A 16,401-nucleotide genomic window follows, 5' to 3' on the forward strand; every position below is an offset into this window, starting at 1 on the left:
TTTATTTTACGCATACAACACGTCATTTTGGCTGAGAGGAGCATGGCGATGAAAAAATACGCCCTGGTGGGAACCGGCGGGCGCGCCGGTATGTATATCGAGGCTATCGGTAAGACGTTTCGCGACACCGCGCAGATGGTCGCGTTCTGCGACACCAACCAGACCCGCATGCGCTACGCTAATCGTCTGCTGGAAAACGCAGGCGCGCCGCCAGTGCCCTGTTTCGTCGCCGCGCAGTTTGAAGCGATGATACGCAACACCCGGCCCGATACGGTCATCGTCACCACGATGGACCGGACCCACGACGATTATATCGTCCGCGCCCTTCATGCGGGCTGCGATGTTATCACCGAAAAACCCATGACCATCGACGAAGCGCGTGCGCTGCGCATCCTCAACGCCATTGAAGAGACGGGCCGCGAGGTGCGCGTGACCTTCAACTACCGCTATGCGCCGCACCACAGCAAAGTGCGCGAACTGCTGATGAACGGCACCATCGGCGAGGTGTTTTCGGTGCATTTCGAATGGCTGCTGAATACCGAACATGGCGCGGACTATTTCCGCCGCTGGCACCGGGAGAAGCGCAACAGCGGCGGCCTGCTGGTGCATAAATCCACCCATCATTTCGACTTAATGAATTTCTGGCTCGGCAGCTACCCGCAACGGGTTTACGCCGAAGGCGCGCTGCGTTTTTATGGGCGTGAAAACGCCGAAAAGCGCGGCGTTTCGCACTTTTACCCGCGCGCCCATGGCTATGCGGCGGCGAAAGACGATCCGTTCGCGCTGCACATGGAGGAGAGCGCGCCGCTTAAAGCGCTGTATCTGGATGCCGAACACGAGGACAGCTACTTTCGCGATCAGAGCGTTTTTGGCGACGGCATTACCATTGAGGATACGCTGTCGGTGCTGGTGAAATACCAGAACCAGACGCAGCTCACCTATTCCCTCAATGCGTATCTGCCGCAGGAGGGACTCAACGTGATGTTTAACGGCAGCCGCGGTCGGCTTGAAATGAAACTGGTGGAAAACTCTTACGTAAACGGCGGCGGGCTGCGTGAGGCCGAAGGCAGTCTCGACCGTTGCGATATCACGGTTTACCCGATGTTCGCGGCCCCCTGGAAGGCGGATTTCACGCTGGGCGAAGGAGGACACGGCGGCGGCGACAACGCGATGCTGGCGGACCTCTTCGGCGAGCCGGGCGACGACCCGCTGCAACGCGCCGCCGATCACCGTGCGGGCGCGATGTCCATTCTCACAGGCATTGCCGGGAATATCTCGATGCAGCAGCAGCGGCCAGTGAATTTTAGCGAGTTTGAACTGGTGCGACGGCTGACGGGCCGATAAAGAAAAACCGCCGGAAAACTCCGGCGGTTACGGTTATTTACGCTCCATCAGCAGCGCTTCGAGCAGGTCCATATCGTGCAGCATTTTTTGCAGCGTCTCGTTACTGATTTGCCGCGTGGCGCGCAGGTGATACAGCTCGGCGCGCTCGGCACGCAGTGCGGTCAGGCGGAAACGGCGCTCAAGATTTTCCTCAAGCTCGCTGTTTTCCACATCATTGCGCCCGTCGGCACGGCGGCGCAGATTCCCCACCACGCGCGCGGAAACTTCTCTTAGCAACTGATCGTCGATGTTCTCTTCGGTATCCGCAGCCAGACGCTCTTCCATTTTCTGGATGGCGGTAATCGCGACTTCCGCCGTCACCGAACGCGCCATCCGTTCTTCTTTATGCGCCAGGCCGTGATCCGGCGTCTCGACCTGTTGCAGCAGAATCGGCAGCAGGATCACACCAACAAACAGCGAGAAAAGAATGACGCCCGCGGCCAGGAACACCAGCTCATAGCGCGCCGGGAACGGCGAGCCGTCTGGCAGCAGCAGCGGAATAGAGAGCACACCCGCAAGCGTAATCGCCCCGCGCACGCCAGCGAACGACGCCACCAACAGCTCGCGCGTCGAGTACTCGCCAAACGTCAGCGGTTTTTTCTTCAGAAAACGCAGGCTAAAGCGCTTCATGATCCACAGCCACAGGAAACGCACGCCAATCAGCGCGCCGTAGATCAGAACGACATCCATGAACAGCATCCAGGTCTCGACGTTCGGATCTTTCTCCGCTGCGGCAAGCGACGTCTCCATAATCCCCGGCAGTTGCAGGCCAAGCATCAGGAACACCATGCCGTTAAACACAAACTCCAGCATCGACCAGACGCTGTTGGCGCGCAGACGCATCGCCAGCGGCGCGGTGCGCATCACGCCAGAACGGGTGATGGTCATCCCGGCGGCCACCGCGGCGAGAATGCCGGAGAAGCCGATATGTTCGGCAATCAGATAAGAGGCGAACGGCAGCAGGAACAGCAGCACTATCTGCGTGGCGGGCTCATCGCCGCCCCAGCGGCTCAGCAGGCGCAGCGAGCGGCCATACAGCCAGCTTACCGAGATCCCGGCGAGCAGGCCGCCAATCGCCACTTTTAAAAACTCCAGCGACGCGCCGCCCACGGTAAAGACCATCGTTCCCATCGCGACCGCGACGGCGAATTTCAGGGACACCAGGCCGGAGGCGTCGTTCATCAGCGCCTCGCCCTGCAAAATTCCCATGATTTTTTTCGGGATGCGGCCTTCACCCACAATGCCGGAGAGCGCCACCGCATCGGTCGGCGACAGCACCGCCGCCAGCGCGAAAGCAGGAATGAGCGGAATACCCGGCACCATCCAGTAGATCAGAAAACCGATGCCGACAACGGTGACCACCACCAGCGCCAGCGCGAGGCCGATAATTTCGCGGCCGTGATCGAGAAATTCGCGGGTCGGGGTTTTCCAGCCGTCGGCGAACAGCAGCGGCGGAATAAACAGGACCAGGAACAGCTCGGGGTTAAAGTCGACGTGCAGACCGAACGTAGGCCAGGCGAGCAGCGCCCCGATGGCTATCTGCATCAGCGGCAGCGGGATCTGGAAGGGCAGCATACGAGTGACGACCCCGGAGAGCGATACCATAAGGGTCATGATGAGGATGGTAAAAAAGATTTCCATGCGGTCTGAGCGGCTCCTTATTATCTGTGATGAAAGACTCACCTTTGATAATAGAACACTGACGCGCCGGAAAAGGAATCAGGTTGTGCCCTGAAAGCAGGAAAAAAGCGGGCCGCAGCCCGCTTCGTTAAAGAAAGGTTTAGATTGCCCAGCCGCCCGCGTAGAAAGCGACCAGCGCGATGGCGATGACGACAGTACCGATATTGAGCTTGCGGAACTCGCCGGAAACGACGCGGCCAATGACCAGCGACGCAAAGCCTATCATGATGCCGGTCACGATGTTGCAGGTCAGCACGATAAACACCGCGGTAATCAGCCCCGCCATCGCGTCCACAAAATCGGCGAAGTCGATTTTCGCCACGTTGCTCAGCATCAGCAGGCCAACATACATCAGCGCGGGCGCTGTAGCATACGCCGGCACCAGGTACGAGAGCGGCGAGAGGAACAGGATAAGCAGGAACAGCACGCCGACGGTAATCGCCGTCAGGCCCGTTTTACCGCCCGCCGCGGTGCCTGCGGCAGATTCGATATACACCGCCGCCGGTGCCGCGCCCACCAGGCCTGAGAAGACGCTGGAGAAGGAATCGGTGGTCAGCGCTTTGCCGCCGTCGATGATCTGGCCGTCTTTATCCAGCAGATTCGCCTGGCCCGCGACCGCGCGAATGGTGCCGGTGGCGTCAAACACGGCGGTCATCACCAGCGCCAGCACGCTCGGAATCACCACAGGATCGAGCGCGCCCATGATATCCAGGCTGCCAATCAGCGAATTGCCCTTCTCATCGCTCAGCGACGGCATGGCGAACAGGCCGGTGAATTTCACCGTCGGGTCGAAAATCAGGCCGACAATGGAAATACCGATGATGGTCAGCAGAATGCCGCCCGGCACTTTGAGTTTCTCAAGGCCGATAATGACCGCAAGGCCAATCAGCGACATGATCACCGGGAAGCTCGCGAAATGGCCGAGCGCCACCGGCAAGCCGTCGAGCGGGTTCTTAATGACCAGGCCCACGCCGTTCGCGGCAATCAGCAGCAGGAACAGACCGATACCGATACCGGTGCCGTGCGCCACGCCCTGCGGCAGGTTACGCAGGATCCAGCTACGAATGCCGGTCGCGGAAATAACGGTAAACAGCACGCCCATCAGGAAGACCGCGCCGAGCGCGACCGGTACGCTGATGTGCTGCCCGAGCACCAGGCTGAACGCGGTAAAGGCGGTCAGCGAGATGGCGCAACCAATCGCCAGCGGCAAATTCGCCCACAGCCCCATCACGATGGAACCAACGCCTGCGACCAGACAAGTGGCGACAAACACGGCGGCAGGCGGGAAACCGGCTTTGCCGAGCATTCCTGGTACGACGATTACTGAATAGACCATCGCAAGGAACGTGGTGAGACCAGCAACAATCTCCTGACGCACGTTACTGCCGCGCGCGGAAATTTTAAAAAAGGCGTCGAGCGAACCGCCATTACGCGCAGAAGGCGTAGACATAATGAGACATCCCCTGAAAAGTGTGAGTTTTTAAAGCTCGCGCGTGGCAAACAACCCGCTGCGGATCAAACGTTAACTCCCTGCGTTCTGTTTGTGGTTTTGGAGGGGCCACAAAAAGCAAACGTTTAACTCCACGCGCAAAAAACGGCAAAATTTTAAGGCAAACGATTATCCAGCCTTAGGACGGGGATTTTCAACAGAACTTTAAGCCTTTTGGCAAAAAGTTGCGCTGGCTGATGAATAATTCAGCGCAGGCTGCGCAAACGATATCGTTGATGCGCAAAAAGAGGGCCTTCAGAGGAAGGCCATAACGATTAGCTGCCGGGGATCTCCAGCGGGCCGCCTTTTTCGATAGCGCGCTGCCAGGCAGGACGCGCCTGAAGATTAGTCAGCCAGGCACGTAGCTGGCGGAACTCGCCGGATTCGCTGCGCGCCAGCAGGGCGATCACCGGGAAGCTCATCTGAATATCCGCCATGCTGAACGTCTGCCCGGCAAACCACGGATGCTGCGTCAGGTGATCTTCCATAAAGCGGGTGTGGGTGGCGAGCTGCTTATTAAGCCAGGCTTTCTGAACGCCCTGCCCGAGCGCTTTGCCGAGGGTGCGAAGCCCGAGCGGAACGGGCTTTTTCCCGAGACTGCCAAACACCAGCTTCATCAACAGCAGCGGCATCAGGGAGCCTTCGGCGTAATGCAGCCAGATACGGTACTGGATTTTCTCCTCCGCACTCTGCGGCTTCAGGCGTTGTTCAGTGTCATAGGTCTCCTGGAGATACTCCAGAATCGCGCCGGATTCGATAATTTTCTGGCCGTTATCCTCCAGCACCGGCGACTTACCGAGCGGATGCACTTTCTTAAGCGCAGGTGGCGCAAGCATAGTCGGCTCGCGCTGGTAGCGCACCAGTTCATAAGGCTTGCCAAGCTCTTCAAGCGCAAAAAGAATGCGCTGCGAGCGGGAATTATTCAGATGGTGGACCGTCAGCATGGCGTTTTCCTTTCGCTTTTCATTGCATTAACTATAGAGAATCCACCGGCGGCGCACCGAATTTGTTTGCGCGCCGCTTATTCATCTTCCAGCAGACGTGCCCCGCTGCCCTGCGCGCCCAGACGGTCTTCGGGGTTGCGCAGCGGGCAATCGCGGTGCGACAGGCAACCACAGCCGATGCAGCCATCCAGATCGTCACGCAGCGCGGTCAGCGTTTTAATACGCCGGTCCAGCTCCTCGCGCCACTGCGTGGAGAGCTGCTTCCAGGCCTTCGGGCTCAGGTTATGCCCTTCAGGCAGCACGCCGATAGCCTCGCCAATCGTCGCCAGCGGAATGCCGATACGCTGGGCGATTTTAATGATCGCCACCTGACGCAGCACGTCGCGCCGGTAACGCCGCTGGTTGCCGCTGTTGCGGGTGCTTTTAATCAACCCTTTGCTTTCATAGAAGTGCAGCGCGGAGACGGCAACACCGCTGCGCTTCGCGACTTCGCCCGGCGTCAGCAGCGATTTGATTCTGGGTGCTTTCTTTTCCATCGGGGGCTTTACCTCAAGTTAACTTGAGGAATTATACTCGCCGACCAGAAGAACGGCTAACCCAAAACAGAGGAAGAGGACGGCTTATGTCACATCAGGAAATTATCCACGCACTGACGCAATGGATTGATGAGCATATTGACCAGCCACTGAATATCGATGTGGTGGCAAAGAAGTCGGGCTATTCGAAATGGTATTTACAGCGGATGTTCCGCACTGTGATGCATCAGACGCTGGGTGAGTATATTCGCAAGCGGCGTTTGCAACTGGCGGCGCAGGAGTTGCGTACGACCCGGCGACCGATTTTTGATATTGCGATGGATTATGGCTATGTGTCGCAACAGACGTTTTCGCGGATATTCCGCCGTCAGTTCGACCGCACGCCGAGCGATTATCGTCAGAGCGCCTGACGATTAACGGCGCAGTTCTGCCAGCCCGGCATCGCCCGGGCGTCATCCTGTTGCAGCCAGGCGACAAACTCCTGACGCGGCAGCGCTTTTGAGAAATGCCACCCCTGACAATATTGCACTCCACGCTTTAACAGCCAGCCCACCTGTTCGGCGGTTTCCACGCCCTCGGCGATAATTTTCAGCCGCAGGCTCTGGGCCATATCGATAATATGCTCGGCAATCAGATGGCTGGTGCTGTTGGTGGTTAAGGTATCGATAAACGACTTATCAATTTTCAGAATATCGACGTTCAGCGAATAGAGATTATGAAGGTTGGAATATCCGGTGCCGAAATCGTCAATCGCAATCTCAAACCCTGACTGGCGAAACGCCTGAATAACCGGGGTGGTGCGCGGCACGTCAATAAAGCCCCGCTCGGTCACTTCAATCTTGATTTGCTGCGCGCGTACGCCGTGCTGGTTATTTTTCCCTTCGATTAACGCTATCAGGCGCGACGAATGGAAATCGGATGCCGAAAGGTTAATAGAAATATAAATCTGCGGGTGGGTCGCCAGGAAATGGCCTAAGTCATTAAATAACTCTTCCACCACATAATCCGTAACCTGCGCGATCATCCCGGTTTTCTCGGTAATGACTCCAACTTATTGATAGTGTTTTATGTTCAGATAATGCCCGATGACTTTGTCATGCAGCTCCACCGATTTTGAGAACGACAGCGACTTCCGTCCCAGCCGTGCCAGGTGCTGCCTCAGATTCAGGTTATGCCGCTCAATTCGCTGCGTATATCGCTTGCTGATTACGTGCAGCTTTCCCTTCAGGCGGGATTCATACAGCGGCCAGCCATCCGTCATCCATATCACCACGTCAAAGGGTGACAGCAGGCTCATAAGACGCCCCAGCGTCGCCATAGTGCGTTCACCGAATACGTGCGCAACAACCGTCTTCCGGAGCCTGTCATACGCGTAAAACAGCCAGCGCTGGCGCGATTTAGCCCCGACGTATCCCCACTGTTCGTCCATTTCCGCGCAGACGATGACGTCACTGCCCGGCTGTATGCGCGAGGTTACCGACTGCGGCCTGAGTTTTTTAAATGGCGGAAAATCGTGTTGAGGCCAACGCCCATAATGCGGGCGGTTGCCCGGCATCCAACGCCATTCATGGCCATATCAATGATTTTCTGGTGCGTACCGGGTTGAGAAGCGGTGTAAGTGAACTGCAGTTGCCATGTTTTACGGCAGTGAGAGCAGAGATAGCGCTGATGTCCGGCGGTGCTTTTGCCGTTACGCACCACCCCGTCAGTAGCTGAACAGGAGGGACAGCTGATAGAAACAGAAGCCACTGGAGCACCTCAAAAACACCATCATACACTAAATCAGTAAGTTGGCAGCATCACCCTGAGCCGCATTGCGGGCAGGCTGGTAGTGACATGGTTTCTCCTTAGAATGAACCAACAGGGCAGCAAAAGAGGGCTGCAAAAGAAGCGGTCGCTTACGCGGCGCGCATGAAAGGCGGGATTATACCCTAAACCCTTACGTTTTACGGGCTTGTCCGTGACGCAAACGCGCAGGCACCCGAAGCCGATAAACTTTTTTACTGCCAGGGATAAAACATATATCGTGATTTATTGCCAGGCGGTGTTATTCTGGAGTAGTTAATGTTGATCTGAATTATTAAAACCATCCCCTGAAGTCGGAACATTTTTGTCAAATGACCGATGTGAGGATATATTCTTTCGCTCTGAAAAATCGATCGGCCCACTGGTCTTACAGCGTGATTATTTGGTTTTTGACGAACAGGAAGGTTTGAAACGTTTCTCGTAGTCTCATACATATTTTACCACAACGATGGTATGGCATTTTTACGCCACTTTTCGTCATGTAGCCTCATGACGCGCAGGATATTTTCCACACGTAATTATAAAAGCCGCATTGAGCTAATAAAAAGATAAGGCAAAAGGTCATTTAATTTGTGTTAAGGAAAGATTTTTCATGCACACACAGACTGTATTTGAAATGAATCAGGAAGCGGAGCGGCTTCTTCAGTTGGCTCTGTATAATCTCAGCGCCCTGAAACAAATGCCGCTGGCGGTGCAGGATGACTGTGGGAACGTTGCCAGCCGCCAGACCGCCGCCGTGCATCCGCTTCATTTTTCCTTACGCGGCCTTGAGGCGCAGCAAGAGATGCTGCAGGCCGAATTGCGAAAAACCACCCAGCAGGAGATGGTCGTGGCGATTGTCGGCACGATGAAAGCGGGGAAATCGACCACGATCAACGCTATCGTCGGTAAGGAAGTTCTGCCAAACCGCAACCGCCCGATGACGGCGCTGCCGACGCTGATTCGCCACACGCCGGGCCAGAAAGAGCCGGTACTGCATTTCACCCACGCCGGACCCATAGAAACGCTGATGCAGGCGCTGCGCGCGCGATTAGAGAACGCTTCGCGCGAAAGCCTGTCGCTGCGTCTTGAAATCGATCGCGATATGGACCTCCTGCTGGCGCGCATTCTTAACGGCACCTCGTTTGAAAAACATTATCTCGGCGCTCAGCCCATTTTTCACTGTCTGAAAAGTTTAAACGATCTGGTACGGCTCTCGGCCGTGCTTGACGTGCCGTTCCCGTTTCGCGCTTACGCGGCCATTGAACATATTCCGGTGATAGAAGTGGAGTTTACTCACCTCGCGGGTATGGAGAGAGGGCTTGGCCAGCTTACGCTACTGGACACGCCAGGGCCGAACGAAGCCGGACAGCCGCACCTGCAAAAGATGCTGCAGGAGCAGATTGCCCGCGCCTCCGCCGTGCTGGCGGTGATGGACTATACCCAGCTGAAATCGACCTCCGATGAAGAGGTGCGTCTGGCCCTCGCGGCGGTGGGCGAATCCGTGCCGCTCTACGCGCTGGTCAATAAGTTTGATCAACTGGATCGCAACAGCGACGACGAAGATCAGGTGCGCGCGCTGATCGCCGGTACGCTGATGAAAGGCGCTATCGATCCGACGCATATTTTTCCGGTTTCTTCCATGTGGGGCTATCTGGCTAATCGCGCGCGTCAGGAACTTGACGAGCACGGCGCGCTGCCGCCGTATGACCAACAGCGCTGGGTGCAGGATTTCGCTGAAGCTGCGCTGGGTCGTCGCTGGCGAAACGCCGATTTCACCGACGCCGCGCATCTGCGCCACGCCGCCGACCTGCTGTGGGAGGATTCCCTTTTCGAAGCGCCTGTTCGGGCGATTCTGCACACCGCGCACGCCCACGCCTCGCTCTACGCGCTGCGCTCGGCCTGCGCAAAATTAACTCACTCTGCGCAATGCACCCGAGACTACCTGGACTTCCGCTGTCAGGGGCTCGATATCGCAAATGACCAACTGGTGGAGAGTATCTCTCAAATGAATAATGACATCGCACAGCTAAAACGTTGCCAGGCAGACGCCAGCAAAGCCATTCAGGAAGAGGTTGTTAAGGCGCTCGGGCGCGCGTCGGAAACTATTGCGGGTCATGAACAGAAAGTGCTGGCGGATATCGCCAGTTATTTTGATACCGGCAAAGTGCCCTCGCTGTCGCTCAGCAGCCCGGTGCGTCGCGCGGTGACCTGGGGAAGCGATTTTGACGCAGGCAGCGAGCAGCTGATTCTGGATCAAGAGAGCGACGCGCGGATGCTGCTGCACAAAATTCGTGCCTCCTGCGAGCTGATTCTGCTGTCGGTACAGGAAAATCTGACCCGCGATCTGGCGGCGCATTTCAGCGAGCTGGAAACCGCGCTGGGAGATATCCTGCGCGCGGCGCTGGCACCGCTGGAACAGCGCGTCACAGACGGGCTGCGCCGCACCGGTTTTCGCGCGCACATTACGCTGCCGGTCTTTCAGCGCAGCCAGCTTAATTTCAACGCGCATCAGCTTTTTAACGACATTATTGAAGAAGAGAGCGTGCCGGTCGCCAGTGCCCCGCGCAACGACGGCGTGCGCGGCACCGTGGCCCGCTGGCTTAACAGCAAAGATCTCGGCTGGGACGACTGTACGGCGATGCGCTCCCGCTATGTTATCAATCTGCTGCAACTGAAGCAGACGCTCAGCCGTTACGTCAGCCGCTTCTGCGCGCAGATCCGCCAGGCGATGAACGCGCAGGTGGATATCTCTGTTACGGCGGGCATGGCGACGTTTTTCGCCGAATTCCAGATGGCGATGGCGGCGATTGAGGCGAACCTTCAGCAGAGTCTTGCGGCGCGCCAGCAGAGTGAGTCGGCGCGTAACGCGCTGCGTGAGAAGCTGCAGCAGTGCGCCCGCACCGCGCGCGATATTAACGAAGACGCCCGTGCGCTGCGTGATGACATCCAGACGCTGTTTTCCGTGGAGCACTGAACGCCATGAACGGGTCACTGCTTGAAGGGCCGGGCCGACATTTACGCGCGCTGCGCGGGCGACTGATGGTGGATCTGGCGAAGGGCGAAGACGAAGAACGTTACGGTCGCTCGCATCCGCAACATCAAAACATGCGAGAGCGGCTGCAAAAATCGCTGGCCGTCACGCGTGCGGAACCCATTGCGGCCACCCCGGAGGTAGCGGCGCTGCATCTGCTGGAGTCGCTCTCTCGCCAGAGCCCGCCGGGGCATCTGGCATTAAGCCTCACCGCGCAGGCGCTGGCGCGTCGCAGCCAGCGTCTTGCTGAGAAAGGCGTTTGCGCGCCCTTTGCACAGGCGCTTGAGGTGACGGCCGGGCAGTATCAGCACAGCGCCGCGCGGCTTGAGGCGCAACTGCGTCAGGGCGATTTACTGGCCGCGGCGCAGCGCCACGCCAGCGAGGTTATGGCGCGCTGGCAACGCGGTGAATTTAACGGCTGGTCGCCAGTCGGGCGCTGCTACGTAGCGCTTCAGGAGCTGCACTGGGGGGCGTTCGGCGATGCCTTGCGCTTAGGTGAACCCCAGTACAAAACCGCGTTGTTACCGCCGGTGTATGACGACACCGCCAGATTACTTGCGCACAGCGTTAACGCCTCGCCCGACACGCGGCATTTCTACCACCAGTGGCTGCATACGCCGCCACAGCCGGGCCTGCTTGAGCATAAAGATATCCTCTGCTGGCTGGGCGCGATGCATGACAGCGAGCGTCAGCCAGTCAGCTGGTCGGTGACGCAAACCTGGCAGAGCGTCTCGCTCGGGATGCCGCGGATCTGTTCCGCAAGGCGGCTGGTGAACGCGCTGGTGGAAGAGATTTTCCTGCTCTGAACGCCCAACCACACCCCGCCGATGCGGGGTGCTTTCTTCTTTACACGGACTTTACCGGTGCAGCGTGCTCGTACTGACGCTTTCGGCGTGTGCTACCGCTGGTGCCTGTTTCGCCACATGGCGGGCATAGAGCGCAGTAATGATGGGCACCAGAATCGCCGTCACGATAACGCTCGCGGCGACCAGGGCCGTGGCTTGCGCGGCCACCGGCTCAAACGCGGGGTTGATTTGCGCGATGATAACCGGGTTCGCGACCGCCGCCCCCGCCGCGGAAGAGGCCGCCACGCCAGCCGTACCGTTACCGCCGCCCAGAAACTTATCTGCCATGATCAACGGAATACCGGTAATAATGATGACGGCGACACCCAGCACAATCCCCAGCAGGCCCGTTTCCAGAATCACGCGCAAATTAATGGTATTGCCGAGCGCGAAGCCAAAGAACGGGATCAGCACCGGCGTGGCTTTGCTGAAGAACGCGCGCAGATCGTGGTCAAGGTTGCCGAGCGCGAAGCCTATCAGAAACGGCAGCACCGCGCCGATGAAGTGATGCGGCTCAAAAGAGGCGAGACCGGCAGATCCCAGAATCACCATCGTCATTAATGGGCCCGATTCCAGCGACATCAGCACAAACGCGCCGGACTCTTCCTTTGTACCGTACTGGTTCATCAGACTGGCATACAGCCCGCCGTTGGTCATGTCCATCGCGGAAACGATAGCCAGTACCGACAGCCCGGCGAAAAAGCCGGTCTGAATGCCGGTGTCGGGAATAAACGAGGCCGCAATCATCGCGACAAGCCAGGCCACAGCGATTTTGGTCAGTACCAGCGTGCCGGATTTACGCAGTACCGTGCCAGTCGCGCGTAAATCAATAGACGCGCCAATACAGAAAAACCAGACGGCGAGAATAGGTACCGTTCCGCTAATCATGCCTTTGGTAAACGAGCCGAAATAATTCCCGGTTTCCGGAGCCAGCGTATTTAAAATGGCGCCAAGTAACAGTGGGATAAGCATCATCCCTCCGGGGATGCGTTCCATCGTAGCTTTAATCTTCATCATAAACCTCAGCGGTTTTATTCAGCCCAGGCTGAATTAAGGTTATAAGTGCCCACCGATAAAAATGATTACTTTTCATCTGGTTACGTTGGTATTTTTTGTAGGGCAGCCGTGGCGAGGCAGCGGCGGCTGGCATCTTCGGTATAAGAATTGAGACTGGTCTGTGTGCGACTTATCCCGTTATTGAAGCGACTGGCGCTACTATTACTCTTTCGGAATAATGATTCAATAGAAATGAAACGATGTTTTAGTTACATCGATCACATTATTGATTCACGTGTTTGATAGCATCAAACGCAGCGAAAATTTATGTAAATCCACTGTTATTTAATTGGGGTTTTTACGCTTATCTGATACCGGGACTCGATCCCCGTAACGTCACGAGGAGTCAGAATGGACGTTCGTCAAAGCATTCATAGCGATCACACGAAAACCCTGGATACCGCCGGGCTTCGCAGGGAATTTTTAATCGAGACGATTTTTGTGGCTGACGAGTACACCATGACGTACAGCCATATCGACCGCATCATTGTGGGCGGCGTGATGCCGGTAAACCGCACGGTGGCCGTGGGCAGTGAAGTGGGCAAACAATTGGGCGTGAGCTATTTTCTGGAGCGCCGCGAGCTGGGGGTCATTAATATCGGCGGGCCGGGGCTTATCACGGTGGACGGCACGCGCTATGAAATGAACAGCCGCGACGGGCTGTATGTCGGCAAGGGCGCGAAAGAAGTGATGTTTGAAAGCGCCGACGCGGCGAATCCCGCGCGTTTTTACTATAACTGCGCGCCGGCGCACACGACATTTCCAACCAGGCGCGTGACGCCCGCGGATGTTTCGCCGGTGCATCTTGGCGAGGATGTGACCAGCAACCGCCGTACCATCAATAAATATTTTATTCCTGACGTGCTGGAGACCTGCCAGCTCAGCATGGGTCTGACGGAGCTGGCGCCGGGCAACCTGTGGAATACGATGCCGTGCCACACGCACGAGCGGCGCATGGAGGTGTACTTCTATTTTGGGCTAGAAGAGAACAGCTGCGTCTTTCACATGATGGGTCAGCCGCAGGAGACGCGGCACATTGTGGTGCAAAACGAGCAGGCGGTCATTTCGCCGAGCTGGTCGATTCACTCAGGCGTCGGGACGCGCGCGTATACGTTTATCTGGGGAATGGTGGGCGAAAACCAGGTCTTCGACGATATGGATCACGTTGCGGTGAAGGATTTGCGCTAACCGCACACGTATAAAAAAAGCCTCGTCAGTGACGAGGCTTTTTTGTGGGCTACGCGCCGCGTTTGTCTTCGGTATTTCGCTCGAAATCAGAGGCGTCGTGACGCTCGTGAAGCTGCTCGTTGAGCGGCCCCCAGGTGCGGTTAACGATGCGCCCGCGCTGCACGGCCGGACGTTGTGCCACCTCTTCGGCCCAGCGCTTCACGTTTTTGTATTCCTCAACCTGCAGGAATTTACTCGCCTCATACAGCCCGCCGATAATCAGGTTGCCGTACCACGGCCAGATGGCGATATCGGCAATCGAATAGGCGTCGCCCGCGATAAAACGGTGCTGCGCGAGCTGTCTGTCCAGCACGTCGAGCTGGCGTTTGGCTTCCATCGTGAAGCGGTTAATCGCGTACTCGATTTTCTGCGGCGCGTAGTGGTAGAAGTGGCCGAAACCACCGCCGAGATAGGGCGCTGACCCCTGCAACCAGAATAGCCAGTTCAGCGCTTCGGCGCGTCCGGCGTAATCTTCCGGCAGGAACTGGCCGAACTTATCGGCGAGATAAAGCAGGATCGCGCCAGATTCAAACACGCGCACCGCGGGCGTGACCGAGCGGTCCAGCAGCGCCGGGATCTTGGAATTAGGGTTCACCTCAACGAAACCGCTGGAGAACTGATCGCCTTCGCTGATGCGGATCAGGTGCGCGTCATATTCCGCGCCGCTGATGCCAAGCGCCAGCAGTTCTTCCAGCAGGATAGTCACTTTCTGGCCGTTCGGCGTGCCGAGCGAATAGAGCTGTAACGGGTGTTTGCCGACCGGCAGCGTTTTTTCATGCGTCGGCCCCGCGATGGGACGGTTAATGTTTGCAAAGGCGCCGCCAGACTGCGGTTCCCAGGTCCAGACTTCAGGTGGCTGATATTCGTTTTGAGACATAATGTTATCCCGCGCGATGAGTAAGGAAGTAAACCGGCCGTCCGGTTCGCGTTTTCGAGTGTAGCAGGCGAGGGCGTACTCGCCTGTTATCCGGTTGTGGCATTACCCCACTCAACAGCCCGCGGCGATGTAGTCGCCGTTCGGGCTGACAGGAATCACCGTGAGGAAGAGAACGGCGGCGAACAGCAGTAGCGCCAGCCCGCCAGCAATCCGCAGCAGCGCAGCGATACGCTGCGCCTGAGCGGCCGTGGTTTGCGTGCCGAAAAGCCGTGTGGTGGTGCGGCGGGCATACTGCACGCCAAGCGACAGCGCCATAATCGAGAGCGCCGTACCGAGCGCCATCGTCATCACCGCCGCCATTCCCCAGCTCGCCATGCCCAGCGCATTGGCAAACAGCATAATCATTATCGCGCCGCTACAGGGCCGCGCGCCGATAGCGGCGATAACGCCAAGCCGGGCGCGCCAGTCGCCACCATGATTTTCACGGCCGACACCATGATGGCCGCAGCCGCAGTTTTCCGGGTGCGATTGCACAGGCGTCAGCGAATGGATTTTCAGGCGCGGCGCACGCAGGCTTCTCGCGGCGCGCAGAATAAGAAACAGCCCGAACGCGCCGATAAGCAGCGCGCTCACCTTTTCGAGATACCAGCGGCTCTGGCTCAGATCGCCAGACGCCAGGTTAAAGCCGACCGCCAGGATAAACACAAACGCGATGGCGCTGACGCCCTGCATCAGGCTGCCCGCGAGCGGCACCACTCTTGCCGCGAAGAGGTTTTCGCGGTGGGTGGCAAGATACGCGCTGACGATAAATTTGCCGTGCCCCGGCCCGATGGCATGCAGTACGCCGTAAATAAACGCGCCGCTGATAAGCCAGAGGCCGCCGGTGTACTGATGGTTATTGAGCTGCAACAGATAAAGCACCAGATAGCGGTGCAGCGCGATTTGCAGGCTGAACGCCCATTGCAGAAACGCGCCCCAGTGGCTGTAGAAGAAAAACGCCACGCCCAGCGCAAAGAGCGTTAACAGCAGCGCGCCGGGACGTTGCCAGCGGCGGTTCAGGATGGCAGTCGACATGCAGTTATCCCGTGAATGAGCATTGAGCAAGTATAACGATGAAAGCGTTAGGGAGAAGCGGGAAAGGGAAGGGGAGCACTCAGTGCGAGTCGCAGGGATGCGACGAGTGAATCGAACGCAGTCCGATGAAGAGTCCGGCTCGCCAAAAGCAAAAAACCAGCCCGTAGGCTGGTTTTTCTAAATTAGTGGTGCCCGGACCGGACAAAAACGCCGGGAGCGTTTTTGCACAGCGCATCGCGCTGCCCGCAGGGCGAGTCGCAGGGATGCGACGAGTGAATCGAACGCAGTTCGATGGAGAGTCCGTCTCTCCAAAAGCAAAAAACCAGCCCGTAGGCTGGTTTTTCTAAATTAGTGGTGCCCGGACTCGGAATCGAACCAAGGACACGGGGATTTTCAATCCCCTGCTCTACCGACTGAGCTATCCGGGCAACGGGGCGCATTAAACCGTAAAGGCCCGAAGGCGTCAACGGC

At 57.6% G+C, this 16,401-nt stretch carries 13 protein-coding genes, 1 tRNA gene and 1 pseudogene; 5 read left to right on the plus strand and 10 right to left on the minus strand.

The window, feature by feature from the left end; translation table 11 throughout:
* Window positions 1-48 precede the first annotated feature (48 nt).
* Entirely contained in the window at window positions 49-1,344 is a 1,296-nt protein-coding gene (locus CSK29544_RS06990; RefSeq protein WP_029039676.1) for a Gfo/Idh/MocA family protein, read from the plus strand.
* 33 nt (window positions 1,345-1,377) lie between these two features.
* Here CSK29544_RS06990 and CSK29544_RS06995 read toward each other — a convergent pair whose 3' ends face one another.
* From CSK29544_RS06995 to soxR, 4 genes are all read right to left on the minus strand, one after another.
* Window positions 1,378-3,024, minus strand: coding sequence for a Na+/H+ antiporter (locus tag CSK29544_RS06995; protein WP_029039675.1), 1,647 nt, complete (start codon window positions 3,022-3,024; stop codon window positions 1,378-1,380).
* 139 nt (window positions 3,025-3,163) lie between these two features.
* On the minus strand, window positions 3,164-4,513 hold the full coding sequence (ghxP, locus tag CSK29544_RS07000) for a guanine/hypoxanthine transporter GhxP (protein ID WP_029039674.1): 1,350 nt from the start codon (window positions 4,511-4,513) through the stop codon (window positions 3,164-3,166).
* Between the two features lie 314 nt (window positions 4,514-4,827).
* Window positions 4,828-5,496 (minus strand): glutathione S-transferase family protein, encoded by a 669-nt coding sequence (locus CSK29544_RS07005; RefSeq protein ID WP_029039673.1) that lies wholly within the window; start codon window positions 5,494-5,496, stop codon window positions 4,828-4,830.
* A gap of 77 nt (window positions 5,497-5,573) precedes the next feature.
* On the minus strand, window positions 5,574-6,032 hold the full coding sequence (soxR, locus tag CSK29544_RS07010) for a redox-sensitive transcriptional activator SoxR (protein WP_004386207.1): 459 nt from the start codon (window positions 6,030-6,032) through the stop codon (window positions 5,574-5,576).
* 86 nt (window positions 6,033-6,118) lie between these two features.
* Here soxR and soxS point away from each other — a divergent pair, with 86 nt between their 5' ends.
* Complete coding sequence (gene soxS / locus CSK29544_RS07015; RefSeq protein ID WP_004386206.1) at window positions 6,119-6,442, plus strand: superoxide response transcriptional regulator SoxS; 324 nt, start codon at window positions 6,119-6,121, stop codon at window positions 6,440-6,442.
* Here the strand turns inward: soxS and CSK29544_RS07020 are convergent.
* Together CSK29544_RS07020 and CSK29544_RS07025 are read right to left on the minus strand one after the other, a co-directional pair.
* Window positions 6,430-7,074 (minus strand): annotated as a pseudogene (locus CSK29544_RS07020) (EAL domain-containing protein); the annotation flags it as partial. The gene soxS and the pseudogene CSK29544_RS07020 overlap by 13 nt on opposite strands.
* 9 nt (window positions 7,075-7,083) lie before the next feature.
* A protein-coding gene (locus CSK29544_RS07025) for an IS1-like element IS1B family transposase (RefSeq protein ID WP_095033700.1) occupies window positions 7,084-7,781 on the minus strand; the annotation gives its coding sequence in 2 pieces (ribosomal slippage) (window positions 7,084-7,532 and window positions 7,532-7,781; 699 coding nt in all).
* Between the two features lie 649 nt (window positions 7,782-8,430).
* Between CSK29544_RS07025 and crfC the strand changes: the two genes are divergently transcribed.
* Together crfC and CSK29544_RS07035 are read left to right on the plus strand one after the other, a co-directional pair.
* Window positions 8,431-10,794, plus strand: a complete 2,364-nt coding sequence (crfC, locus tag CSK29544_RS07030; RefSeq protein ID WP_029039339.1) for a clamp-binding protein CrfC — start codon at window positions 8,431-8,433, stop codon at window positions 10,792-10,794.
* 5 nt (window positions 10,795-10,799) lie between these two features.
* The gene (locus CSK29544_RS07035) at window positions 10,800-11,657 is read left to right on the plus strand and encodes a diguanylate cyclase regulator RdcB family protein (RefSeq protein ID WP_004388188.1); all 858 of its coding nucleotides are present in this window, start codon (window positions 10,800-10,802) and stop codon (window positions 11,655-11,657) included.
* A 51-nt stretch (window positions 11,658-11,708) separates the two neighbouring features.
* On the opposite strand, the gene kdgT is transcribed toward CSK29544_RS07035, so the two are convergent.
* Window positions 11,709-12,710, minus strand: a complete 1,002-nt coding sequence (kdgT, locus tag CSK29544_RS07040; protein ID WP_015386315.1) for a 2-keto-3-deoxygluconate transporter — start codon at window positions 12,708-12,710, stop codon at window positions 11,709-11,711.
* 393 nt (window positions 12,711-13,103) lie between these two features.
* Between kdgT and kduI the strand changes: the two genes are divergently transcribed.
* Entirely contained in the window at window positions 13,104-13,940 is an 837-nt protein-coding gene (gene kduI, locus CSK29544_RS07045; protein ID WP_007887538.1) for a 5-dehydro-4-deoxy-D-glucuronate isomerase, read from the plus strand.
* A gap of 49 nt (window positions 13,941-13,989) precedes the next feature.
* On the opposite strand, the gene yghU is transcribed toward kduI, so the two are convergent.
* From yghU to CSK29544_RS07060, 3 genes are all read right to left on the minus strand, one after another.
* Entirely contained in the window at window positions 13,990-14,856 is an 867-nt protein-coding gene (gene yghU / locus CSK29544_RS07050; protein ID WP_007887537.1) for a glutathione-dependent disulfide-bond oxidoreductase, read from the minus strand.
* Between the two features lie 111 nt (window positions 14,857-14,967).
* Window positions 14,968-15,930, minus strand: a complete 963-nt coding sequence (locus CSK29544_RS07055) for a nickel/cobalt transporter (protein WP_007887534.1) — start codon at window positions 15,928-15,930, stop codon at window positions 14,968-14,970.
* A gap of 352 nt (window positions 15,931-16,282) precedes the next feature.
* Window positions 16,283-16,358: transfer RNA gene (locus CSK29544_RS07060), tRNA-Phe, on the minus strand.
* Window positions 16,359-16,401: the final 43 nt, after the last annotated feature.

Origin of the sequence: Cronobacter sakazakii (genome assembly GCF_000982825.1) — a bacterium.
In the GTDB taxonomy this organism is placed as follows: Bacteria; Pseudomonadota; Gammaproteobacteria; order Enterobacterales; family Enterobacteriaceae; genus Cronobacter; species Cronobacter sakazakii.